This is a genomic window from uncultured Lutibacter sp., from assembly GCF_947493565.1.
GTDB lineage: Bacteria > Bacteroidota > Bacteroidia > Flavobacteriales > Flavobacteriaceae > Lutibacter > Lutibacter aestuarii.
Window position 1 is genome coordinate 40,044 of record NZ_CANLRG010000011.1, and the last position, 21,948, is coordinate 61,991.

The following is a 21,948-nucleotide window of genomic DNA, read 5'->3' on the forward strand; positions in this document are numbered from 1 at the left end:
TTTAAATTTCAAATTACACATATTTTTGGATTTAGATATTCTCATAAAAACATTACCAAATCAACCAGGTGTTTATCAGTATTATGATAAGAATGGCACAATTTTATATATAGGAAAAGCTAAAAATTTAAAAAAAAGAGTTGCTTCTTATTTTACAAAAAATCACGAGTACGGAAAAACAAAAGTATTGGTAAAAAAAATTGCCGATATCAAACATATTGTTGTTAATACTGAAACAGATGCATTATTATTAGAAAACAATTTAATAAAAAAATACCAACCTCGTTACAATGTAATGTTGAAGGATGATAAAACCTACCCTTGGATTTGCATTAAAAAAGAGCGTTTTCCTAGAGTTTTTTTAACGCGAAATGTTATTAAAGATGGTTCAGAATATTACGGTCCTTATACTTCAGTAAGAACTGCAAAGGCTTTATTAGATTTAATTAAAGAATTGTACCATTTGAGGTCTTGTAATTTTGATTTGAGTGAAAAAAATATACAAGATCAAAAGTATAAAGTGTGTTTAGATTATCATATTGGTAACTGTAAAGGGCCTTGTGAAGGTTACCAAACGGAAGAAAATTATAACAACGATATTGTTGCTATTAGAAATATAATTAAAGGAAACTTTAAAGATTCTTTAAAATCTTTTCAAGATTTGATGTTACATTTTGCAGCAGAAATGGAATTTGAAGAAGCTCAAAAAATTAAAGAAAAAATTGACTTATTAGCTAATTATCAAGCAAAATCAACAGTAGTTAATCCTTCAATAACTAATGTTGATGTTTTCTCTATTGTTTCAGATGAAAGTTATAGCTATGTAAATTTTTTCAAAATTTCAAACGGAGCTATTATTCAATCACATACTACAGAAATAAAGAAAAAATTAAACGAAACAGATAAGGAATTATTAGAATTAGCAATTTTTGAAATTAGACAGCGTTTTAACTCTCAATCAGTAGAAATTTACGTGCCATTTAAAGTAGATTTAGGCGAAAACATAAAAGTAACCATCCCTAAACTTGGAGATAAAAAGCGAATTGTAGAGTTGAGTTTAAGAAATGCAAAATATTATAGGCAAGAGCGTTTTAAACAAATTAAAATTGTGGATCCGGATAGACATGTGAATCGTTTAATGGCGCAAATGAAAAAAGATCTGCGTTTAAGTGAAGAACCACGCCATATAGAATGTTTTGATAATTCTAACATACAAGGTACCAACCCAGTTGCGGCTTGTGTAGTTTTCAAAGATGGAAAACCAAGTAAAAATGAATATCGACATTTTAATATTAAAACAGTAGATGGTCCAGACGATTTTGCATCTATGGAAGAAGTAGTTTTTAGACGTTACAAACGTTTGCAAGATGAAGGTGAAAAACTGCCACAATTAATTGTAATTGATGGAGGCAAAGGACAATTGTCTTCTGCATTAAAAAGTTTAGATATTTTGGGGCTAAGAAATAAAATTGCAATCATTGGTATTGCTAAACGGTTAGAAGAAATCTATTATCCGGAAGATCCAATTCCGTTGTATTTAGATAAAAAGTCGGAAAGTTTAAAAATAATTCAGCAATTAAGAAATGAAGCCCATAGGTTTGGAATTACCCATCATAGAAATAAAAGAAGCAAAAGTGCAATAACTAATGAATTAGAAAATATTACTGGTATTGGTAAACAAACAGTTGTATCTTTATTAAGACATTTTAGATCTGTAAAAAGAGTTAGTTTAGCTTCTTTTGAAGAGTTGGAAAGCATTATAGGAAAAGCTAAAGCAGAAAAAATAATCACATATTATAAACAAAAACAATCAAAGTGAAAAAAATAATAATTTTAACTTTTCTTTTAATTGTTTCTGTTGGTTTTTCACAAGAAATTTCCAAACAGAAGAAAGATGTTAAAGTTGGACTAGTACTAAGTGGGGGTGGAGCCAAAGGATTTGCCCATGTTTCTGTCCTAAAAGTGCTAGAAGAAGCTGGGGTGAGAGTAGATTATATTGGAGGAACAAGCATGGGAGCTATTATTGGAGCCTTATATGCCTCGGGTTACAATGCTACACAACTTGATTCTATCATAAGAAGTATTGATTTTGAAAAAATACTCTCTGATGATTTACCTCGAAAATCAAAACCTTTTTATGAAAAAGAGATTGGCGAAAAATACGCCCTTACATTACCTATTATAAATAAAAAAATAGGCATTCCAAGAGCCTTAACAGGAGGGCAAAATGTTTTAAACTTATTAACTCAATTAACACAACATGTAAATAATATTAATGATTTTAGTAAATTACCAATACCTTTTTTATGCATAGCTACTAACCTAGAAACTGGAAATCAAGAAATACTTAAATCTGGATTTTTACCAGAAGCAGTTAGAGCCAGTGGCTCATTTCCAACCTTACTAACACCAGTAGAAATCGATGGAAAATTATTGACAGATGGAGGAATTGTAAACAATTTTCCAGTTGATGAAGTAATTGATATGGGTGCAGATATTATTATTGGAGTAGATATTCAAAGCGGTTTAAACTCTAAAAATGAGCTGGATTCTGCAGTCAAAATTTTAAATCAAATTGTAGGCTTTCAAATGTACAATACCTTAAATTCAAAACATAAAAAAGTGGATTTAATTATTAAACCTAATATGGAAGAGTATAATGTAGTTTCATTTGATAAAGTGAACGAAATTATGGAGGAAGGTGAAAGAACGGCTCGTGAAAAATATAGTGAATTTTTAGATATTAGTAAAAGTCAGTTAAGCGCTCAAACTCAAAAAGTAAATACAAAACAAATCCAACAATTACATATAGAAAAAATTGAAATTGAAGGAAATAAAAACTATACAAGAGCTTATATTTTAGGAAAACTTAATTTAAGAAAAAGAGATACAACTAGTTATAAAAAATTAATTGAAAGTATTAATAATTTAACTTCAACAGGAAATTTTGAAAATATTCAATATAGAATTGTTGATGGTGACCATGGTAGTATTGTAAAATTTAAAGTTAAAGAAAATAGAATCTCAAATTTTTTAAAATTAGGAGTGCATTTTGATGATTTATACAAAACAGGAATTATTCTTAATTCAACAGCCAAACATATTTTTTATAAGAATGACGTTGTTTCAGCAGATTTAATTTTGGGAGATAATGTGCGTTATAATTTCGATTATTTTGTAGACAATGGTTTTTATACCAGTTTTGGGCTGAAATCTAGATATAGTAGCTTTAATTCAAATGTAAAATTTGATGAAGCCAATGTTAATAAAATTAATTTAGTATATGAAGATTTTACAAATCAGTTATATTTTCAAACCGTATTTAGTAGAAAATTTGCTATTGGAATTGGAGGAGAGTATAAAAGAATAAAAGCATTTACTGAAACAATAACATCACTAGAAAATAATATTTTTGCTGAAAATAAAGGGAGATTGTATTTTGACAGATCAAATTATTTTAACCTATTCTCTTATTTAAAAATAGATACGTATAACAAAAATTATTTTCAAAAGAAAGGAGCATATTTAAATACTGAATTTAAATGGTATGGAAGTTCTTCGGATTATAATAATGATTTTTCCTCCTTTTTTCAATTAAAAGGAAAAATTGGTTTGGCACATACATTTTTTAATAAATTAACTGCCCATTTTCAATCTGAAGCAGGTATCACAATTGGAAGCAATGGGAATAGAGCTCTAGACTATAATTTAGGAGGTTATGGTGAAAATTATATAAATAATTTCATTCCTTTTTATGGGTACGATTTGGCTCAATTAAATGAAAATTCATTTTTAAAATCAAGTATGACTTTTAGGTATGAATTTTTACCAAAAAATTATTTATCAACAACTGCAAATTATGCCAGAGTTGAAAAAGATATTTTTAATGAAGGAAGAATTTTTGAGAATACAAAATCTGGATATATGGTAGGTTATGGTTTGGATACTTTTATAGGCCCTGTAGAAATAAATTATGCTTGGTCACCAGACCATAATGAAAAATATTGGTATTTTAATGTTGGGTTTTGGTTTTAACTTGTAAAAAAAGTCCTGCGTTTATAGCAGGACTTTTTTGATATTGTGAATGCCTTATTCAATAATTTCACCATTATTATTAGTGAAATTGTATTTTAAATATTGGTAAGCATCTCTAGGTAAAATTTTGATCCACTTTTTATATTTCATAAACCATCTTTGTTGTATAGATGGTATTCCTTGTTTTAGATATGCAGCAATAAAAGGATGTACATTTAATAGTATCTTTTGATGCTTTTTTGAAGAAATAATTTTATCAAGCCCAATTTCAATTTTATCTAACAAAACAATTGGAGCTTCTACTTCACCTTTACCACTTGGATTGGATTCTTGTGTTTTTATAACCAATTCTGGTCGTACTCTTTGTCTTGTTATTTGAACTAGTCCAAATTTACTTGGTGGTAATATTTTGTGTTTTGTTCTATCAAATGCCATTTCAGCTTTTAAATGATCATAGAGTTTTTGTCTATGTTCAGCTGTATGCATATCAATAAAATCAACAACTATAATTCCTCCCATATCTCTTAATTGTAATTGGCGAGCAATTTCTGATGCTGCAATTAAATTAACTTCCAAAGCTGTATCTGCTTGAGAAGTAGCCTTGTTTGAACGGTTTCCGCTGTTTACATCTATTACGTGTAATGCTTCAGTATGTTCAATTACTAAATAAGCTCCTTTACTCATAGAAACTGTTTTGCCAAATGATGTTTTTATTTGACGTTCAATTCCATACTTTTCAAAAATTGGAAGCTTTGAGTTATATAAACTTACAATAGCCTCTTTGTTAGGAGCTATTTCTTGTAAGTATTCTTTAATTTCTAAAAACAGGGTTTCGTCATTGGTAACAATACTTGTAAAAGAATCGTTAAACAGATCTCGTAGAATTGAGGATGCTCTGTTTAATTCACTTAGTACTTTTACGGGTGTTTGTTGTGTTTTTACGCTTCGTATTTTTTTACACATAACTACCCATCTTTCTAAAGAATTTTGTAAATCTTTATCTAAATCTGCCACTTTTTTGTTTTCAGCAACAGTTCTTACAATAACTCCAAAACCTTTAGGTTTAATGCTTTTAATTAGTCTTTTTAATCGTTCTTTTTCTTCAGGATCCATTATTTTTTGTGATACGGAAACACGATCAGAAAAAGGAACTAAAACTAAATATCTACCAGCAATTGAAATTTCAGAACTCATACGAGGTCCTTTGGTAGAAATAGGCTCTTTTACAATTTGTACTAATAAATTTTGACCTGATTTTAAGGTATCAACTATACTTCCATTTTTATCAATGTCTTTTTCTAGTTGAAAGTTTTTTAAAGTGTAATCTTTAATTTTACCTGTGCTAACACCTTTTATAAATTTATTTAAAGATTTTAATTGTGCTCCTAAATCATGATAATGTAAAAAACCATCTTTTTCGTAACCTACATTAACAAATGAGGCGTTTAATCCAGATAGTACTTTTCCAATTTTTGCTAAAAAAATATCTCCAACGGAGAATTTGTTACCCGTTGTTTCATTATTTAAGGCAGTTAATCTACCATCTTTTAATAAGGCAAAATCAATATCAGAGGAGGTTGATCTTATAATTAATTCTGTTTTCACTCTGTATTGGTTTTATGTTCAAATATTTAAATTTGAACTATTTATAATAAGTTTGTACAGGAAAATACCCAACAATATTTGCGTATAAGCAAATATTTATTTCAATGAACTTTTAAAATTTAAAGAAAAAGTAAGCTCAGCTTACTTTTTCTTTTTATGTCTATTAGCTCTAGCTCTTTTTTTACGTTTGTGCGTAGAGATTTTAGCTCTTTTTCTTTTTTTACCACTTGGCATAATAAAATGTTATTTATGTTAATAAATTGTTTGTTACCTTACTCAACAATTACCTTACTTTTTACACCTTCAACAAAAACTTTTGCTGGTTTAAATGCAGGTATGTTGTGAGCTGGTATTTTAATTGTTGTATTTTTTGAAATGTTTCTTCCAGTTTTTTCAGCTCTAGTTTTAATGATAAAACTTCCAAAACCTCTTAAATAAACATTATCTCCTTTTTCTAAAGAATCTTTTACCTCTTCCATAAACGCTTCAACAGTTGCTAAAACATCTGCTTTTTCTATTCCAGATTTATCCGAAATATTCGATACGATTTCTGCTTTCGTCATTTTTATTATAGTTAAATATGTTATTATAAAATTAAGACGGCAAATATAGGATATATTAATCAAAATCAAAAAGTTAATTCATTAAAATTTAATCGATTAAATCATGTAATATTGTGTTTTCAAATAAAAAGAATGACGTTTTCTAATAAGCTAATACAGTGGTATTTATATAATAAAAGAGATTTGCCGTGGCGTTCAACTAAAAATCCTTACGCAATTTGGTTGTCTGAAATTATTCTACAACAAACTCGAGTTGATCAAGGAATGGCCTATTATTATAAGTTTCTTGAACATTTTCCAACGGTAAAAGATTTGGCTTTAGCTAGTGAAGAGCAAGTGTTAAAATTATGGCAAGGATTAGGTTATTATTCTAGAGCTAGAAATTTACATGTTTCTGCGAAGTATGTATATTATACTCTTAATGGGGTTTTCCCTTCAACGTATAACGAATTAATAAAACTTAAAGGTGTAGGCGATTATACAGCGTCTGCTATTGCCTCTATATGTTTTAATGAAACAACTGCTGTGGTTGATGGAAATGTTTATCGTGTACTTGCTAGGTATTTTGGGATAGACACACCAATTAATTCAACAAAAGGAATTAAAGAATTTAAAAGTGTAGCACAGGAGCTAATTTCGGTTAACGATCCAGGAACCCATAATCAAGCTGTTATGGAATTTGGAGCTCGTTTGTGTAAGCCTCAAAATCCATTTTGCTCATCTTGCCCTTTAAATGAAAGTTGTGTGGCTTTTGAAAAAAAATTAATTAAAAACTTACCTGTAAAAGAGAAAAAAATAAAGATTAAAAAAAAGTACTTCAATTATATTGTTATTCAAACAATAAATAATAAAACCTTTCTTGAAAAGAGAGAAGAGGGAATTTGGTTAAATATGTATCAATTTCCTTTAATAGAAACTTCTAAAATAATTAATGAGCAACAATTTATAGCACACCAAAAATTTTCAGAAATTTTTACAACAACCAAAGTGTCTGTTAAGCTTTTTAATAATGAGCCTATTGTTCATAAATTGTCACATCAACATATTTATGCTAAGTTTTGGATAGTTAAAACAACAAGTTTAAAAATGGCTGTTTTAGATTGGAATGAGGTAGAAAAGCTTCCAGTTCCAAAACTGATAGATAATTTTTTAAACCAGTTTAATAACAACTAAATTTTTAGTACTTTTGACTTAAAATAAAAACCAATAACATGGCAGGAACTATAAACAAAGTAATACTAATTGGACATCTTGGTGATGAAGTAAAGATGCATTATTTTGAAGGTGGTAATGCTATTGGTCGTTTTCCTTTAGCTACAAATGAAACCTATACAAATAAACAAACAGGAGAAAAAGTTACTACTACAGAGTGGCATAATATTGTAGTGAGAAATAAATTGGCCGAAATTTGTGAAAAGTACTTAAGTAAAGGAGATAAAGTATATTGCGAAGGTCGTATTAAAACGCGTCAATGGGAAGGTGAAGATGGAACTAAAAGATATACTACAGAAATTCATGTGGTGGATATGACATTTTTAACAACTAAAAATGAATTAAGTAGTCCAACACAACAAAATACTGCTTCAAAACAGGTTTTACCTGAAAAAAATGATACTTCAACAACAACAGTTGAAGATGATGATTTACCATTTTAAGTTTAACTAAATTGAAATTAATTGGATCCTGAACCCACGATTTTATTTATTTTATTAACTGAAACTGTTAATTATTGGTTTCATTTAAGCATAATTGTACTATTTTTATTACTGTCCTTTTCAGCTCTAATTTCTGGAGCAGAAGTTGCTTTTTTCTCATTATCAATACCTGAATTGAATAAAGCGGCAGAATCACCTATTAGAAAAGAACAAAGAGTAGTTGAACTCTTACAAAATCCAAAAAAACTTTTAGCCACCATATTAATAGCTAATAATTTTATTAATATTCTAATTGTTTTGATATTCGCATACATTGGAGAAATTGTATTTGCTCAACTAGAGCCACTTTTATTAAAGTTTTTAATAGAAGTTGTTTTAGTTACATTTTTAATATTGCTATTTGGCGAGGTTTTACCAAAAGTATATGCTAGCAGAAACTCTATAAAACTAGCAGGGTTTATGTCGTTACCTATTAAAATATTAAATATTTTACTTTCATTTGCCAGTGTTCCTTTAATGAGTTTAACAAATACAATTGAAAAAAAACTAGGAAAAAAACAATCGAGTTTATCTGTTGAAAAATTATCTCAAGCACTTGAACTAACCTCAAATGAGGCAACAACAAAAGAAGAACAAAAAATTTTAAAGGGTATAGTTAGTTTTGGAAATACAGAAACTGGACAAATAATGACTCCTCGTATCGATATTTTTGCACTTTCTTTAAAAGAGTCGTATCAAGAAGTTATTGCTAAAATTGTAGAAAAAGGCTTTTCTCGAAATCCAGTTTACGATGAAAATGTAGATGAGATTATAGGTGTATTGTATGCCAAAGATTTACTACCACACTTGAATAAAACAGATTTTAATTGGCAAAAAATTATTAGAGAACCTTATTTTGTTCCAGAAAATAAAAAATTAGACGATTTGTTAAGTGAATTTCAGGAAATGAAAAACCATTTAGCAATTGTAGTTGATGAATACGGAGGAACAAGCGGAATTGTAACTTTAGAAGATGTTATTGAAGAAATTGTTGGAGATATTAACGATGAGTTTGATGATGACGATATTTTGTATTCAAAATTAGATACTAATAATTATTTATTTGATGGAAAAACGAATTTAAAGGATTTTTATAAAATTCTTGAAATTGAAAATACGGATACATTTGATAAAAGTAAAGGTGAATCTGAAACAATAGCAGGATTTATTTTAGAAGTTCATGGAAAATTCCCTAAAAAAAGTGAAGTAATAACTTTCAATAACTTTTCGTTTACCATAGTATCTAAAGATAAAAAAAGAATTAAACAAGTTAAAGTTACAATTAAGAGGAAAGCATAATTTATGTTAAAAAAAGTAGGTATATTAGGGGTTATAACTTTGCTTATTGTTGCTTGTGGTAGTGAACCTTTACCAAAAAAAAAGCCCTATCTAACTTTAAAATACCCTTCTTCTACATATGTTAAAACGGCATCTAACTGTTTGTATAATTTTGAATATTCCATAAATGCAAATATCAACTTTCAAAATAATTGTTGGGCTAAAATTGAATATCCAAAATTAAAAGCAACAATACATATAACTTATAGATCTGTTAATAATAATTTAAATGAAATATTAAAAGAAGTAGAAAAGTTAACTTACGAGCATACAATTAAAGCAGATGCAATTCCTAGCGCTTTACCTTATGAAAATTATAAAAAGAAAGTATTTGCAAAACTTTACAATGTAGAAGGTAATGTAGCTTCAAACCTTCAGTTTATGGCAACAGATAGTGTAAAGCATGTATTAGCGGGCTCACTTTACTTTTATGCCAAACCAAATTACGATTCAATTGTACCAGCTATAAAGTATATTGAAAAGGACATTATACATTTAATTGAAACTATAGAGTGGAAAAATGACAACTAAAAAATACAAATACACAAAAACCATAAGATTTTGGTTATTAGTAGGCCTACTAATGTTAATTGGTCAAGTTGTAATTGGAGGAATTACGCGTTTAACTGGGTCAGGGCTTTCAATAACTCGTTGGGATATTATTACGGGTGTAATACCCCCTTTAAATGCTGAACAATGGCTTTATGAATTTAACCTCTATAAACAAACGCCACAATTTCATAAAATAAATTCTACATTTACGCTTCAAGAATTTAAATTTATTTATTTCTGGGAATTTTTTCATAGATTGTGGGTGAGAGCTTTAGGCTTTATTTTTTTAATTCCATTTATAATTTTTGTATTAAAAAAACAAATTGACTCGTATTTAATTAAACGATTGGGATTAGTTGTTTTATTAACTATAATAACAGCCTCTGCCGGTTGGATTATGGTAAAAAGCGGTTTGGTTGACAGACCTTGGGTTAATGCCTATAAACTAACTATCCATTTTATTTTAGCTTTATTAGTTATAACTGCAATGGTTAGAACCGTTGCAGATGTTTATTTGTTTGAAAGTGAAAATAAAGAATCTTCCTCAAAAATAGTCACTATAGTTATTGCTGTAACGTTTGTTCAAATGATATTTGCAGGACTAATGTCAGGTATGAAAGCAGGTCTTTATTATCCAAGTTGGCCTGATATGAATGGTGAATTTATTCCTTCAGTTTTAAAAGATGCAGAACATTGGACTTGGGGAAATATGATTAATTATGATGCCTATTTGTTTGCGCCAGCATTTGTCCAATTTACTCATAGAATGTTAGCGTATCTACTTTTAGGATTAACCGTTTATATGTTTATCTCATTAAAATCAAAAATTGAAATTAATAAAAGAAAATGGCTTAACTTTTCTATGTTGCTTGTAGTTTTACAAATAGTATTGGGTATTTTAACCGTATTAAATGTAGCAGGAAAAATTCCTTTGTTTTTAGGCACAAGTCATCAGTTAGTAGGACTGTTATTTTTTATGAGCTTATTATTTTTAAACTATTCTTTAAGAAATAAACAAGCATAAAAAAACTCCGATACTAGTATCGGAGTTTTAAATATTTTAAAGAAAAGAATTATTGTTTTACTGTTTTTTTAACAGCTTCAACACCTTCTTCTACATCTTTTTTAACTTCTTCTGCACCTTCTTTAACTTCTTCAATAGTTTCTTTAACTGTAGTTTTTAAGCTATCAACTGTAACTTCAACTTCTTCTTTAACTTCTTCCATAGAGTCTTTTGCAGCTTCCACTTCAGTTTCAACAGCTTCTTTAACTTCTTTTTTCTCAGTTTCTTTACAAGAAATAGCAATAATGCTTACTAATGCAATTGCTAATAAAAATTTAATTTGTTTCATTTTAGATTGATTTTTAATATTCTTGCAAAGTAACGACAAAATATTTTTAAATGTGAAAGAATTTATTTAGTATTTTTTAAAACTTCGTTTAATTCTTGTGTTTTTGTTACAGAATATAAATCACCTCCTGCAATTCCAGTTATTTTAGCAACAATTGCTTCCTTGTCAGTTTTATTAGCATCAAAAGTAAATTGCCCTTTTTTAGTTTCAAAATTAACTTTAGAATACGTAACACCTTCAAACTTAGATAATTTAGATTCAATGGTTTTAGCACAGCCAATTTCACAGGTCATTCCTTCAATATCTACTACTATACTTTTATAATTAGCAGCAACTTCAGGTTTTTCAATATTAACTTCATTAGTTGTAGTTTCTTTTTTGGTTTCATTACAAGAAAAAGTAAAAACAACAAATAGAATAACTATTAATTTTTTCATAAAATGTTATATTTTAAATATTTGAACAAAAATAAACACTAATAATTTTAATTCCGAATTTTTATCCGAATTTTGCATTTTATTAACAGCGATGAAAAATAAAGACTTACGTTGGGTTTATTTATTAATACTTTCCATAATTTGGGGAAGCTCATTTATATTAATGAAAAAAGCTTTAATTGGTTTAACTCCAATTCAAGTAGGTGCATTAAGAATATTAATAACGGCTTTTTTTCTATTACTAATTTGGCATCGAAAAATTTTTAAAATTCAAAAAAGACATTGGTATTACCTAACTTTAAATGGTTTTTTAGGAACTTTTTTTCCTGCATTTTTATTTGCTTATGCAATTCAAAAAATAGATAGCTCTATAGCTTCAATTTTAAATAGTTTAACTCCTTTATTTACATTAATATTAGGAGCAATAGTGTTTGGTTTTAGCTTTAGAAAAAGGCAATTAATTGGGGTTTTAATTGGTTTAATAGGAACTGTGTTGTTAATTTTAAAGGGAGCAGAAATTAACCCTAATCAAGATTATTTTTATGCTGGATTTGTGTTGATCTCATCTGTAGGTTATGCTTTTAATGTCAACATTTTAAAAAAGTATTTATATGAATTAGATGCCATTAGCATTACTGTTGCAAATTTCTTTTTATTAGTAATTCCCACATTAATTGTTTTATGGTTTACCAATTTTTTTACCACTTTTGAAATAAGTAGTAAAAGTATAACAGCGGTTTCTTACATAACAATATTAGCTGTTATTGGAACTGGTTTGGCAAAGATTATGTTTAATAAATTAATTCAAATATCAACTCCAATTTTTTCATCTTCGGTTACGTATTTAATTCCAATAGTTGCTATAACTTGGGGAATTTTGGACGGAGAGAAAATATCAGCAATTCAATTTTTCTCTGCATTTATAATTTTGTTAGGAGTGTATTTGGTGAATAAATCTAAATAAAAAACGCCTCAGATTTGAGACGTTTTTAACATTTATACTAGGTATAGTCAATTAATTATTGAAAATCACTTTCGGTAACACCTTCGTTTACTTTAGCATCAATTAAGTTAAATTCAACTGTTTGAGGGCCTAAGCTTCCTTTTTTTGTTGCAGGAAATTTAACACCATCAAATTCTTTATAATTACTAAAAGTAGCTTCTTGGTTTTGAGTTCTTCCTCCCATACTTACAGTTTGTACTTCTTTTACTTTTAAACCAGATACTATATCAAAATATATTGCAGTAGACACAATTTCACCTTTTGTAGAAATAACATAAGCGTCTTTTCCGTCAACTGGTTCAATACCTGTTAATTTAGAATTTTCATTTGCAAGTAGTCCCATTTCTAAAAACGTTCCTAAAGTATTGGTCATTTCTGAAGCCATATTTGCAGGTAAAGGCTGTTTATTCATAAAAACACCATCCTTTGTCATTACAACTTTAGCCATTACATTTCCTCCCATGCTAGTTTCATTTGCATAATGCGTTGCAGTTCTTTTTTCGGTTGTGATAATAGTGCTCCCCATAGCAGATGCTTCATAACTTACTAAAGTACTTTCCAATGCTTTTATTTTATCTACTCCACCAATAGCTTTAAAATAAGCATTAATTACTGTTTCTTTGGTAACCCTCGCTGGAATTGCTTTTTTCATTTCTGGTTTTTCAGTTGAATTGGCTTCTTTGTCAAAATAATTAATTTTGTAAGGTAGTTTTTCCAAATTTGGTAATACATCTAAAGCTTTTCCTACAATAACAATTCTTGCATTATCAGCACTAAAATATTTTTGAGCAACACGTTGAATATCATCGGTAGTTACAGCATTGATTTTTTGTAAGTAGGTTTCATAAAAATCGTCTGATAAATTTTTTGTAGCAATATTTAAAGCGTAATTAGCTACAGTAGAAGTTCTTTCTAATGCCATTACAAAATTACCAATATATGCAGCTTTTGCATTTTTAAGTTCTTCATCAGTTACCTTTGTAGTTCTAAATTTTTTAATTTCTGAAATAAATTCAACTACTGAGCTATCTGTTACCATGTTTCTAACAGTTGCAGAAGATTTAAATTTAGAAGCAGTTCTTTCGTTACTTCCTATGTTTGAATAAGCGCCATAAGTGTAACCTTTGTCTTCTCGTAAATTTAAGAAAAGACGACCTTCACCTCCGCCACCAAAAATTTTGTTAGCTAATAAAAGTGGAAAGTAATCTGGGTTACTCATTTTTAAATCTATGGTGTTAACTACAGCAATACTCGATTGTACTGCATTAGGCATATTTACAAAGTTTATTTCAGTGCTAAGAACATTTTTAACCTCAGGAATTGTGTATGCTGGAATTTCTCCTTTTTCCCATTTCCCAAAATTTTTCTTCACTAATTTTTTAACTTCTTTAAAATCTATATCACCAATAATTACTAGGTATCCATTAGATGGTTTAAAATACGTTTTGTAAAAATTTTTAACTTCATCAATAGTAATGTTTTTTGCTGTTTCTTCTGTAGCAAACTCTCCATATGGGTGATTTTTTCCATAAACCAAGGCATTTTCTACTCTACTTGCAATTTCACCAACACTATTTTCGCCAGATTTTATGCCTTCAATTAATTGTGCTTGTTGTTTTTCAAATTCTTCTTGTGTAAATAAAGGGTTTTGTATAGCGTCAGCCATTAATTCTAAAATGCGAGGAAAATATTTAGATAAAGTATTGAAACTTGCACTTTGGCTTCCTACATTTAATGAAGCTCCTAAAAAATCTACTTCTTCAACAAAAGCATCTTTTGGAATGTTTGTAGTTCCGTTCCCCATCATTCCTCCTGTAATGCTTGTTAAACCAGCTTTATCATCTTCAAAAATTGGTCCATTGTCTAAAATTAAACTTGCAGTTACTTTTGGTAATTTATGATTTTCAACCACTAATACTTTTAACCCATTTTTTAGTTCAAAAGTTTGTGGTTTTCCTAAGTTAATTTTTGGAGCTGGTCCAGCCTTAGGTTCTTTTGTTCTATCAATTTGTGCTGTTACTCCTAAAGAAAGAAGAAACAAAGCAATTAGAGTTGTTATTTTTGTTTTCATTTGTTTTTTCATCTTTTTATTGTTGTTCACTTTCTTTTTTAAGGTAATCCATTTCAACGCGTTGATTTTTGTTTAAATATTTATTGGCAACACGTTTAATATCTTCTCTAGTAATAGATCTGAAAATATTAATTTCATCGTTAATTAAATTGGTATTGCCTTTAAGCATATAATTTCTAGCTAAGGTATTGGCAATGTTTTCAACGCCAGAGTTAGAGTTTACAAATCTGTTTTCAAAAGTGTTTTGAAGTTTTTGGTATTCTTTTTCTGAAATTAATTCGGTTTGAAGTTTTGTTATTTCTTCATCCATTTCTTTTGCAATTTCATCTAATGAAGTTTCTCCTAAAGGCAATGCTCCCATAATGTATGTTCCATAATCTTCTTGAGAATCATTAAAAGCTAAAACTTGTAATGCTTTTTTGTTTTCAACTAATTTTTTATACATTCTAGAACTTTTTCCACTAGTTAAAATTGAAGAAACCATATCTAAAACATAAGCGTCTTTATCTTTGTTAGAAGGCGTTCTGAAAATAAATAATTTAATTGGTATTTGTATGTTAGAATCGTACTCAGTTACTTTTTTGGCTTCTACAGGTTGTTCTACAATATTTATTCTTTCAACTTTATCACCAGTTGGAATATCACCAAAATAATCTTCAATCATTTTTTTTGTTGGTTCAGTTTCAAAATCTCCAGCCACTACTAAAACGGCATTATTTGGTGCGTAAAACTTTTTATGAAAAGCAATAAACTCATTTAATTGGGCAGCATCTAAATCTTCCATACTACCAATAACAGAGTTTTTATAGGGATGTTTTTCAAAAATATGTTGATTGATGCCAGTTCTATAAATTATTTTACCATAAGGAGCATTGTCTATTCTTGCTCTTTTTTCTTCTTTAATTACTTCATTTTGAGTGTCAACACCATCTTGGTTGATTACAGGGTGAAGCATTCTTTCAGACTCTAACCACAAACCTAATTCTAAATTGTTTGATGGGAAAGTTTCATAATAATACGTTCTGTCTTGGGTAGTATTTGCATTGTTTCTACCCCCATTTGCAGAAACGATTTTAAAAAATTCTCCTTTAGGAATGTTTTTAGTTCCTTCAAATAATAAATGTTCAAAAAAATGTGCAAACCCTGTTCTGCCTTTTACTTCATCTTTTGCTCCTACATGATACATTACTGAAGTAGTAACTACTGGGGCGGAGTTATCTTGGTGTAAAATAACATGTAAGCCGTTGCTTAAGTCGTATTCTTCAAATACCACTTTTTGAGCAAAAGTACTTACACTTAAAAGTAGCGCTAAAGTGCTTAAATAATAAATTTTTTTCATTGCTATTAATAATTTTGGTTAAATTAATCAATGCGTGTTTGACGCATCTTTGGTGTGCTTGTTACAATTTAAAATGAAATATTTGAAATAAGTTAAATTCATAGCAAAAATATAACGAACCAAAGTTAAAAACATTTTTTAAGTTTTTGTAGTTTGTCTTTAATATTAACATACTATTATGAAATTATAAAAGCTTATATAAGTTGCTATAAATGAGTTGTATTTATAGGACAAAATAGTTTTGTTGAATAAGAAAAAAGCTATATATTTGCACCCGCCTTAATTGAAAAAGGCGTTTAATTAATAAAAAGCGAATAAAAACAAAACTTATGTACGCAATTGTAGAAATAGCAGGGCAGCAGTTTAAAGTAGCAAAAGACCAAAAAGTATACGTGCACCGTTTACAAGAAGAAGAAGGAGCGAAAGTTTCTTTTGACAAAGTTCTTCTTTTAGATAATGAAGGAGCAGTAACAGTTGGCGCCCCAGCTATAGAAGGAGCCGAAGTAAAGGCTAAAATTTTAGGTCACTTAAAAGGTGATAAAGTAATCGTTTTCAAGAAAAAACGTAGAAAAGGATTTAGAAAAAAGAATGGTCACCGCCAATCTTTAACTGAAATTCAAATTGAAAGTATTGCAGCTAGTGGTGCAACAAAAAAAGCTACTACTAAAAAAGCAGCTCCAAAAGCTGAAAAAGTTGAAGCTCCAAAAGCAGATACTACTGTAGATTTAAATTCAATGACGGTTGCTGAATTAAAAGATTTAGCTAAAGAAAGAGGTTTAACAGGTTATACTTCTTTAAAGAAAGCTGAATTAATTGAGGCATTAACTAAATAAGAATCACAATTTTAAAACCATAACATCATGGCACATAAAAAAGGAGTAGGTAGTTCGAAGAACGGTAGAGAATCAGAATCGAAACGATTAGGAGTAAAAATATTTGGGGGGCAAGCAGCTATTGCAGGAAATATTATTGTACGCCAAAGAGGAACTCAACACCATCCTGGTGATAACGTTTATATGGGAAAAGATCACACATTACACGCAAAAGTTGATGGTGTGGTACAATTCCAAAAAAGAAAAGACAATAAATCTTACGTTTCTATTGATCCAATTGAGGCTTAATAAATAAGATTTATAAAAAATTTAAAACTCCCAAACTTATAAGTTTGGGAGTTTTTTTATGCTTATTTTATATCTTTGTATGTTTATGACTTTTTTATATAATATTATTGTACTTATTGTAAGTTTTATTCTAAAAATAATAGCGCTATTTAACCAAAAAATAGCTCTTTTTATTAATGGAAGAAAAGAAACATGGAAAAAAATAAAAGAAGGAATTTCAGAAAAAGATAAAGTTATTTGGATGCATTGTGCCTCGTTGGGCGAATTTGAACAAGGACGTCCAATACTTGAAAAACTAAAAGAATTGCATCCATCAAAAAAAATTGTACTTACATTTTTTTCGCCTTCAGGCTATGAAGTTCGTAAAAATTATGAGTTGGTTGATGTTGTTTGTTATTTGCCATTGGACTCCAAAAAAAATGTTCAGAAATTTTTAGATATGTTAAATCCAGTATTGGTGCTTTTTGTAAAGTATGAATTTTGGCCAAATTATTTAAATGAACTTAAAAAGAGAAAGATTAAAACTTTTTTGATATCTGGTATTTTTAGAAAAAATCAACTCTTTTTTAAATGGTATGGAGGGTATTTGAAAAAAGCCCTTAATGCATTTACTCATTTTTTTGTACAAGATGAAACCTCCAATCAATTGCTAAAAAGCATCAATTTTAATAATATAACTGTTAGTGGTGATACTCGTTTTGATCGCGTTTTTGAAATTACCCAACAAAATAATCACCTTCAATTTATACAAGAATTTGTTAACAATAGTTATACAGTTGTTGCAGGAAGTACTTGGAAAGATGATGAAGATTTATTAGTTAACTATATCAATACCAAAGCTTCCAAAAATGAAAAATTCATTATAGCACCTCACAATATTAATTCTGATGCAATTAAAGAATTAAAAGCTTCAATTCATAAAAAAGTAGTAATGTTTTCTGAAAAAGAGCATCAAAACATAGCAGAGTTTCAGGTTTTTATTGTTGATACTATTGGAATACTAACTAAAATATATAGCTATGCTAATGTTGCTTATGTTGGTGGAGGGTTTACCAAATCAGGTGTTCACAATGTGTTAGAGCCCGCAACATTTGGGATTCCAATTGTAATTGGGCCTAATTATTTCAAGTTTAATGAAGCGAAAGATTTGATTAAAAATGAGGCATGTTTTGTAGTAGATAATTCTCAAAAATTATCCGTACTTTTAAACGAGTTTTTTCAGCAAAAAACTAAAAGAGAACAAGCGGGTAAAAATGCGCTTAATTATGTTAAAAATAAAACAGGGGCTACGGCTAAAATTTTAAATTACTTACAATGATTAGAGAAAAACTAGAGAGCTATTATTCATTTGTTTTTGAAAAAGAGTTATTAGATGAGATTGAGCAAATTGGCGTGTATAAAAAACTTCGCGAAAATGAATTATTAGTTGATTTAGGTGATCAAATGAAAGGTGTTCCATTATTATTAGAAGGAGCTATTAAAATTGTTAGAGAAGATAAAAAAGGGGAGGAAATTTTATTGTATTTTTTAGAACGTGGAGACACTTGTGCAAGTTCTTTTGCGAGTGCAATTTCAAATGGAAAATGTGGTATTAGAGCTATTGCAGAAAAAGAATCTGAAATTATTTTTCTTCCAAAAGAAAAATTAGATGAATGGTTAGTAAAGTACAAATCGTGGAGAAATTTTGTGATTGATAGCTATAATGTTCGATTAAGTGAAATGATGGAGACTATCGATACACTAGCGTTTATGAGAATGGATGAACGTTTATATAAATATTTAACAGATAAAGCTCAAATACTTAGAGAAACATCTTTAAATACTACGCATCAAGACATTGCGTACGATTTACACACTTCTCGGGTTGTGGTTTCAAGATTGTTAAAACAACTTGAGAATGAAGGGAAAATTAAGTTGCTAAGGAATAAAATTGAAATTTTAGAATTTTAATTTATGTAACTAATGTTACATAGTAACATAATTTATAAAATACTTTTATAACACTAACTAATTAAATAAATTATGGAATTTATATCACAGCCTTGGCCCTGGTTTGTTGCAGGTCCAATAATTGCAGCTATCACATTTTTACTTTTTTATTTTGGGAAAAGATTTGGAGTGTCTTCAAATTTAGAGACACTTTGTTCTATAGCAGGCGCAGGAAGATTTACAGATTATTTTAAAATTGACTGGAAACAAAACACTTGGAATTTAATTTTTATAGCAGGAGCTATAGCAGGAGGTTTTATTGCAACGCATTGGTTTTCTCCTACTCAGATTGTTGAGTTAAATCCGCAAACCATTCAAGATTTATCTGAAATAGGAATTCAAAATGCTGGAGCAACATATTTACCCGATGAAATTTTTAGTATTGAGACTATGCTTTCTTTAAAAGGTTTTTTTATTTTAATAGTAGCAGGGTTTATGGTTGGATTTGGAGCACGTTGGGCAGGAGGATGTACCTCAGGTCATGCTATTGTAGGTTTAAGCAATTTAGAAATTCCTTCTCTAATTTCAGTGATTGGATTTTTTATTGGTGGTTTAATAATGACATGGTTAATTTTACCTTTAATATTTTAAATTATGAAATTTCTTAAGTTTTTTATAGTAGGGATCCTTTTTGGAATAGTAATGACCAAAGCAGAAATAATTTCATGGTATAGAATTTATGAAATGTTTAAATTTCAATCGTTTCATATGTATGGAATAATTGGTTCCGCTGTGGTTTTAGGAATGGTTAGTATGTTTTTATTTAGAAAAAACATGATTAAAACATTTGAAGGGCAAGAAATTCATGTAGCTCCTAAAAAAAGAGGAGTATATAGAAATTTATTAGGAGGTATTTTATTTGGATTAGGTTGGGCTTTAGCAGGTGCCTGTCCTGGTCCCATGTTTGTGTTAATAGGTAAAGGTGTAGTTTCAATACTTGTTGTTATTTTAGGATCTATTTTAGGAACATTTTGCTACGGTATGGTTAAAGATAAAATTCCTCATTAAAACGTCAATAAAGTGAAAATACAAGAAATTGTTTCAACCTATTTTTCTAGTACTTTTGAAAATAATCTTTTGCAAGAAATTTCAACGTATGGAATTTTAAAAAATGCAGAACCAGATAAAATTATTTTAGAAGTAAGGCGTCATGTAGAGCTTATTCCACTTATTGTTACAGGAGTTGCAAAAGTAAAAAGAAGAGATGGAAAAGGGAACGGAATTTTTTTACATTACCTATCTTCAAAGCAAACAAGTGCTATTGCTTTAACATTTGCTGTAGAACGCAAAAAAAGTGAAATAAGAATTGAAACAGAAAGTAATGTAACTTACATAGCAATTCCATCAGAAGTAGTAAATTCGTGGTTTGTAAAGTACAGTTCTTGGCGGTCATTTTATTTTAAGTTAAATAGAGAACAAACCTCCTTTTTAATCGAAAAAATTAATGATATTGCATTTGAAAAACTGGAATATAGAATTGTAAAGTATTTAGAAACTACTAGTTTAGTGAATAATGATAATGTGGTTGAAAAAAAGCATTTTGATATTGCACGTGATTTAAAAGTCTCAAGAGAAGCAGTTTCTAGAATTTTAGAAAAACTAGAAAAAGAAGAAGTAGTGACCTTAGGTAGAAATAGAATAATACTCAATTAATGGAGTTAATAGATAAATTTGGTAGAAAAATATCTTATTTAAGATTGGCTGTTACAGATAGATGTAATTTGCGATGCCAATACTGTATGCCTGCTAAAGGAATAGATATTGTTGATAGAAAAGAACTGCTTTCCTACAAAGAGATGTATCGAATTATTAGAGTACTTTCTGAACTAGGTGTTGATAAAGTTCGTTTAACAGGAGGAGAACCTTTTGTTAGAAAAGATTTTGTAAATTTTTTAGATTCGTTATCTTTTAATGATAAATTAAAAGAAGTTAATATTACCACAAACGGTGCACTTATTTCAAATCATATTGAAAAATTAGAAGCATTAAAAATAAATTCCATCAATCTTAGTATTGATAGTTTACAAAAAGAAAAGTTTGCTAAAATAACTCGAAGGGATGTGTTTGATAATGTGTATGACACATTGTTAAAACTAGAAAAAAGCAACTTAAAACTAAAACTCAATATTGTGGTTCAATCTGGATTTAATACAGACGAAATTATTGATTTTGTAGAATTATCTAAAAATAAAGATATAGCCGTTCGATTTATTGAAGAAATGCCATTTAATGGAAAGGGACAAAGAACTATCAATGAAGTTTGGGATTTTAATGCAATTATAAATCATATAAAAGGAGCTTATAAAGAGATTGAGCCTGTTTTATCAAAAAAATCTTCAACATCACGAAATTACAAAATCCCAAATTATAAAGGTACTTTTGGAATCATTCCAGCATTTACACGTACTATTTGTAATGATTGTAATAGGATAAGGATTACTGCTACTGGAATGTTTAAAAACTGTTTATTTGATAACGGAGTTTTTAATGTTAGAGATTATATAAGGCAAGGCGCAAGTGATGATGAATTAAAGGCTTTGTTTATTACTACCGTACATCATAAACCAGAAAATGGTTTTGTAGCTGAGGCTTCTAGAGGAAATGATGTGTCAGAGAGCATGTCCACAATAGGAGGTTAAATGAAGAAAACACAGGTAAAAATTTGTTGTATAAGCAGTATTGAGGAAACCAATTTATGTTTTTTTAGTTGGAGGAATAAACCCATACAACGCAACAAAAAAATACAAAAAGTTCAATCTTATGGACTTGACTTGTGTAGTGGTGTTAGAACCAATGGAAAATTAGATGAAATTAAATTGACAGCCTTTTTTAATGCGATAAAACAATAA

At 28.8% G+C, this 21,948-nt stretch carries 23 protein-coding genes; 17 read left to right on the forward strand and 6 right to left on the reverse strand.

The window, feature by feature from the left end; translation table 11 throughout:
• The first annotated feature begins 19 nt into the window (after positions 1–19).
• Both uvrC and Q0714_RS13030 read left to right on the forward strand, forming a co-directional pair.
• A complete protein-coding gene (gene uvrC, locus Q0714_RS13025; RefSeq protein ID WP_298265855.1) occupies positions 20–1,819 on the forward strand; it encodes an excinuclease ABC subunit UvrC in 1,800 nt (599 codons plus the stop codon).
• On the forward strand, positions 1,816–4,035 hold the full coding sequence (locus tag Q0714_RS13030; protein ID WP_298265758.1) for a patatin-like phospholipase family protein: 2,220 nt from the start codon (positions 1,816–1,818) through the stop codon (positions 4,033–4,035). The genes uvrC and Q0714_RS13030 overlap by 4 nt, the downstream gene beginning before the upstream one ends.
• Before the next feature lie 54 nt (positions 4,036–4,089).
• Here Q0714_RS13030 and Q0714_RS13035 read toward each other — a convergent pair whose 3' ends face one another.
• Positions 4,090–5,640: a ribonuclease E/G gene (locus Q0714_RS13035; protein ID WP_298265760.1), complete on the reverse strand. Its 1,551-nt coding sequence runs from the start codon at positions 5,638–5,640 to the stop codon at positions 4,090–4,092.
• A 272-nt stretch (positions 5,641–5,912) separates the two neighbouring features.
• Positions 5,913–6,203, reverse strand: a complete 291-nt coding sequence (locus tag Q0714_RS13040; protein ID WP_298265762.1) for an HU family DNA-binding protein — start codon at positions 6,201–6,203, stop codon at positions 5,913–5,915.
• 132 nt (positions 6,204–6,335) lie between these two features.
• Between Q0714_RS13040 and mutY the strand changes: the two genes are divergently transcribed.
• From mutY to Q0714_RS13065, 5 genes are read left to right on the forward strand one after another with little or no spacing between them, the layout of a single operon-like run.
• A complete protein-coding gene (gene mutY / locus Q0714_RS13045; protein ID WP_298265764.1) occupies positions 6,336–7,376 on the forward strand; it encodes an A/G-specific adenine glycosylase in 1,041 nt (346 codons plus the stop codon).
• A gap of 38 nt (positions 7,377–7,414) precedes the next feature.
• Positions 7,415–7,858: a single-stranded DNA-binding protein gene (locus Q0714_RS13050; RefSeq protein ID WP_298265766.1), complete on the forward strand. Its 444-nt coding sequence runs from the start codon at positions 7,415–7,417 to the stop codon at positions 7,856–7,858.
• A gap of 21 nt (positions 7,859–7,879) precedes the next feature.
• A complete protein-coding gene (gene gldE, locus Q0714_RS13055; protein WP_298265768.1) occupies positions 7,880–9,196 on the forward strand; it encodes a gliding motility-associated protein GldE in 1,317 nt (438 codons plus the stop codon).
• A 3-nt stretch (positions 9,197–9,199) separates the two neighbouring features.
• Positions 9,200–9,766 carry a gliding motility lipoprotein GldD gene (gene gldD, locus Q0714_RS13060; RefSeq protein ID WP_298265771.1) on the forward strand — a complete coding sequence of 189 codons (567 nt, stop codon included), beginning with the start codon at positions 9,200–9,202 and terminating at the stop codon, positions 9,764–9,766.
• Positions 9,756–10,811, forward strand: coding sequence for a COX15/CtaA family protein (locus tag Q0714_RS13065; RefSeq protein WP_298265772.1), 1,056 nt, complete (start codon positions 9,756–9,758; stop codon positions 10,809–10,811). Before gldD ends, Q0714_RS13065 begins: the two co-directional genes overlap by 11 nt.
• 49 nt (positions 10,812–10,860) lie before the next feature.
• Here the strand turns inward: Q0714_RS13065 and Q0714_RS13070 are convergent, their stop codons facing one another.
• Positions 10,861–11,139 carry a hypothetical protein gene (locus Q0714_RS13070; protein WP_298265774.1) on the reverse strand — a complete coding sequence of 93 codons (279 nt, stop codon included), beginning with the start codon at positions 11,137–11,139 and terminating at the stop codon, positions 10,861–10,863.
• Between the two features lie 62 nt (positions 11,140–11,201).
• Positions 11,202–11,576 (reverse strand): heavy metal-associated domain-containing protein, encoded by a 375-nt coding sequence (locus Q0714_RS13075; RefSeq protein WP_298265776.1) that lies wholly within the window; start codon positions 11,574–11,576, stop codon positions 11,202–11,204.
• Between the two features lie 91 nt (positions 11,577–11,667).
• Here Q0714_RS13075 and Q0714_RS13080 point away from each other — a divergent pair, with 91 nt between their 5' ends.
• Positions 11,668–12,540 (forward strand): DMT family transporter, encoded by an 873-nt coding sequence (locus tag Q0714_RS13080; RefSeq protein ID WP_298265778.1) that lies wholly within the window; start codon positions 11,668–11,670, stop codon positions 12,538–12,540.
• A gap of 55 nt (positions 12,541–12,595) precedes the next feature.
• Here the strand turns inward: Q0714_RS13080 and Q0714_RS13085 are convergent, their stop codons facing one another.
• A complete protein-coding gene (locus Q0714_RS13085; protein WP_298265780.1) occupies positions 12,596–14,650 on the reverse strand; it encodes a pitrilysin family protein in 2,055 nt (684 codons plus the stop codon).
• A gap of 16 nt (positions 14,651–14,666) precedes the next feature.
• Positions 14,667–15,989: a pitrilysin family protein gene (locus Q0714_RS13090; RefSeq protein ID WP_298265782.1), complete on the reverse strand. Its 1,323-nt coding sequence runs from the start codon at positions 15,987–15,989 to the stop codon at positions 14,667–14,669.
• A gap of 329 nt (positions 15,990–16,318) precedes the next feature.
• Here Q0714_RS13090 and rplU point away from each other — a divergent pair, with 329 nt between their 5' ends.
• The 9 genes from rplU to Q0714_RS13135 all read left to right on the forward strand — a co-directional run bounded on the left by rplU (position 16,319) and on the right by Q0714_RS13135 (position 21,948).
• Positions 16,319–16,822: a 50S ribosomal protein L21 gene (gene rplU / locus Q0714_RS13095; RefSeq protein WP_298265785.1), complete on the forward strand. Its 504-nt coding sequence runs from the start codon at positions 16,319–16,321 to the stop codon at positions 16,820–16,822.
• 27 nt (positions 16,823–16,849) lie between these two features.
• The gene (gene rpmA / locus Q0714_RS13100) at positions 16,850–17,110 is read left to right on the forward strand and encodes a 50S ribosomal protein L27 (RefSeq protein ID WP_298265787.1); all 261 of its coding nucleotides are present in this window, start codon (positions 16,850–16,852) and stop codon (positions 17,108–17,110) included.
• Positions 17,111–17,195: 85 nt separating this feature from the next.
• Complete coding sequence (locus tag Q0714_RS13105) at positions 17,196–18,428, forward strand: glycosyltransferase N-terminal domain-containing protein (RefSeq protein WP_298265789.1); 1,233 nt, start codon at positions 17,196–17,198, stop codon at positions 18,426–18,428.
• Complete coding sequence (locus tag Q0714_RS13110) at positions 18,425–19,060, forward strand: Crp/Fnr family transcriptional regulator (RefSeq protein WP_298265791.1); 636 nt, start codon at positions 18,425–18,427, stop codon at positions 19,058–19,060. The genes Q0714_RS13105 and Q0714_RS13110 overlap by 4 nt, the downstream gene beginning before the upstream one ends.
• Positions 19,061–19,132: 72 nt before the next feature.
• On the forward strand, positions 19,133–19,690 hold the full coding sequence (locus Q0714_RS13115) for a YeeE/YedE thiosulfate transporter family protein (protein ID WP_298265793.1): 558 nt from the start codon (positions 19,133–19,135) through the stop codon (positions 19,688–19,690).
• 3 nt (positions 19,691–19,693) lie between these two features.
• The gene (locus tag Q0714_RS13120) at positions 19,694–20,107 is read left to right on the forward strand and encodes a DUF6691 family protein (protein WP_298265795.1); all 414 of its coding nucleotides are present in this window, start codon (positions 19,694–19,696) and stop codon (positions 20,105–20,107) included.
• 12 nt (positions 20,108–20,119) lie between these two features.
• Entirely contained in the window at positions 20,120–20,752 is a 633-nt protein-coding gene (locus Q0714_RS13125; RefSeq protein WP_298265797.1) for a hypothetical protein, read from the forward strand.
• The gene (moaA, locus tag Q0714_RS13130) at positions 20,752–21,738 is read left to right on the forward strand and encodes a GTP 3',8-cyclase MoaA (protein ID WP_298265799.1); all 987 of its coding nucleotides are present in this window, start codon (positions 20,752–20,754) and stop codon (positions 21,736–21,738) included. Before Q0714_RS13125 ends, moaA begins: the two co-directional genes overlap by 1 nt.
• A complete protein-coding gene (locus tag Q0714_RS13135) occupies positions 21,739–21,948 on the forward strand; it encodes a hypothetical protein (protein WP_298265801.1) in 210 nt (69 codons plus the stop codon).

What these genes read in the sequence shown, in the direction of transcription:
- Q0714_RS13065 (WP_298265772.1), top strand. Translation starts at nt 9,756, where the DNA reads ATGACAACTAAAAAATACAAATACACAAAAACCATAAGATTTTGGTTA.
- mutY (WP_298265764.1), top strand. Translation starts at nt 6,336, where the DNA reads ATGACGTTTTCTAATAAGCTAATACAGTGGTATTTATATAATAAAAGA.
- Q0714_RS13070 (WP_298265774.1), bottom strand. Translation starts at nt 11,139, where the DNA reads ATGAAACAAATTAAATTTTTATTAGCAATTGCATTAGTAAGCATTATT.
- Q0714_RS13110 (WP_298265791.1), top strand. Translation starts at nt 18,425, where the DNA reads ATGATTAGAGAAAAACTAGAGAGCTATTATTCATTTGTTTTTGAAAAA.
- Q0714_RS13040 (WP_298265762.1), bottom strand. Translation starts at nt 6,203, where the DNA reads ATGACGAAAGCAGAAATCGTATCGAATATTTCGGATAAATCTGGAATA.
- moaA (WP_298265799.1), top strand. Translation starts at nt 20,752, where the DNA reads ATGGAGTTAATAGATAAATTTGGTAGAAAAATATCTTATTTAAGATTG.
- Q0714_RS13120 (WP_298265795.1), top strand. Translation starts at nt 19,694, where the DNA reads ATGAAATTTCTTAAGTTTTTTATAGTAGGGATCCTTTTTGGAATAGTA.
- Q0714_RS13080 (WP_298265778.1), top strand. Translation starts at nt 11,668, where the DNA reads ATGAAAAATAAAGACTTACGTTGGGTTTATTTATTAATACTTTCCATA.
- Q0714_RS13085 (WP_298265780.1), bottom strand. Translation starts at nt 14,650, where the DNA reads ATGAAAACAAAAATAACAACTCTAATTGCTTTGTTTCTTCTTTCTTTA.
- gldD (WP_298265771.1), top strand. Translation starts at nt 9,200, where the DNA reads ATGTTAAAAAAAGTAGGTATATTAGGGGTTATAACTTTGCTTATTGTT.
- Q0714_RS13075 (WP_298265776.1), bottom strand. Translation starts at nt 11,576, where the DNA reads ATGAAAAAATTAATAGTTATTCTATTTGTTGTTTTTACTTTTTCTTGT.
- rpmA (WP_298265787.1), top strand. Translation starts at nt 16,850, where the DNA reads ATGGCACATAAAAAAGGAGTAGGTAGTTCGAAGAACGGTAGAGAATCA.
- Q0714_RS13050 (WP_298265766.1), top strand. Translation starts at nt 7,415, where the DNA reads ATGGCAGGAACTATAAACAAAGTAATACTAATTGGACATCTTGGTGAT.
- Q0714_RS13090 (WP_298265782.1), bottom strand. Translation starts at nt 15,989, where the DNA reads ATGAAAAAAATTTATTATTTAAGCACTTTAGCGCTACTTTTAAGTGTA.
- rplU (WP_298265785.1), top strand. Translation starts at nt 16,319, where the DNA reads ATGTACGCAATTGTAGAAATAGCAGGGCAGCAGTTTAAAGTAGCAAAA.
- Q0714_RS13135 (WP_298265801.1), top strand. Translation starts at nt 21,739, where the DNA reads ATGAAGAAAACACAGGTAAAAATTTGTTGTATAAGCAGTATTGAGGAA.
- Q0714_RS13115 (WP_298265793.1), top strand. Translation starts at nt 19,133, where the DNA reads ATGGAATTTATATCACAGCCTTGGCCCTGGTTTGTTGCAGGTCCAATA.
- Q0714_RS13105 (WP_298265789.1), top strand. Translation starts at nt 17,196, where the DNA reads ATGACTTTTTTATATAATATTATTGTACTTATTGTAAGTTTTATTCTA.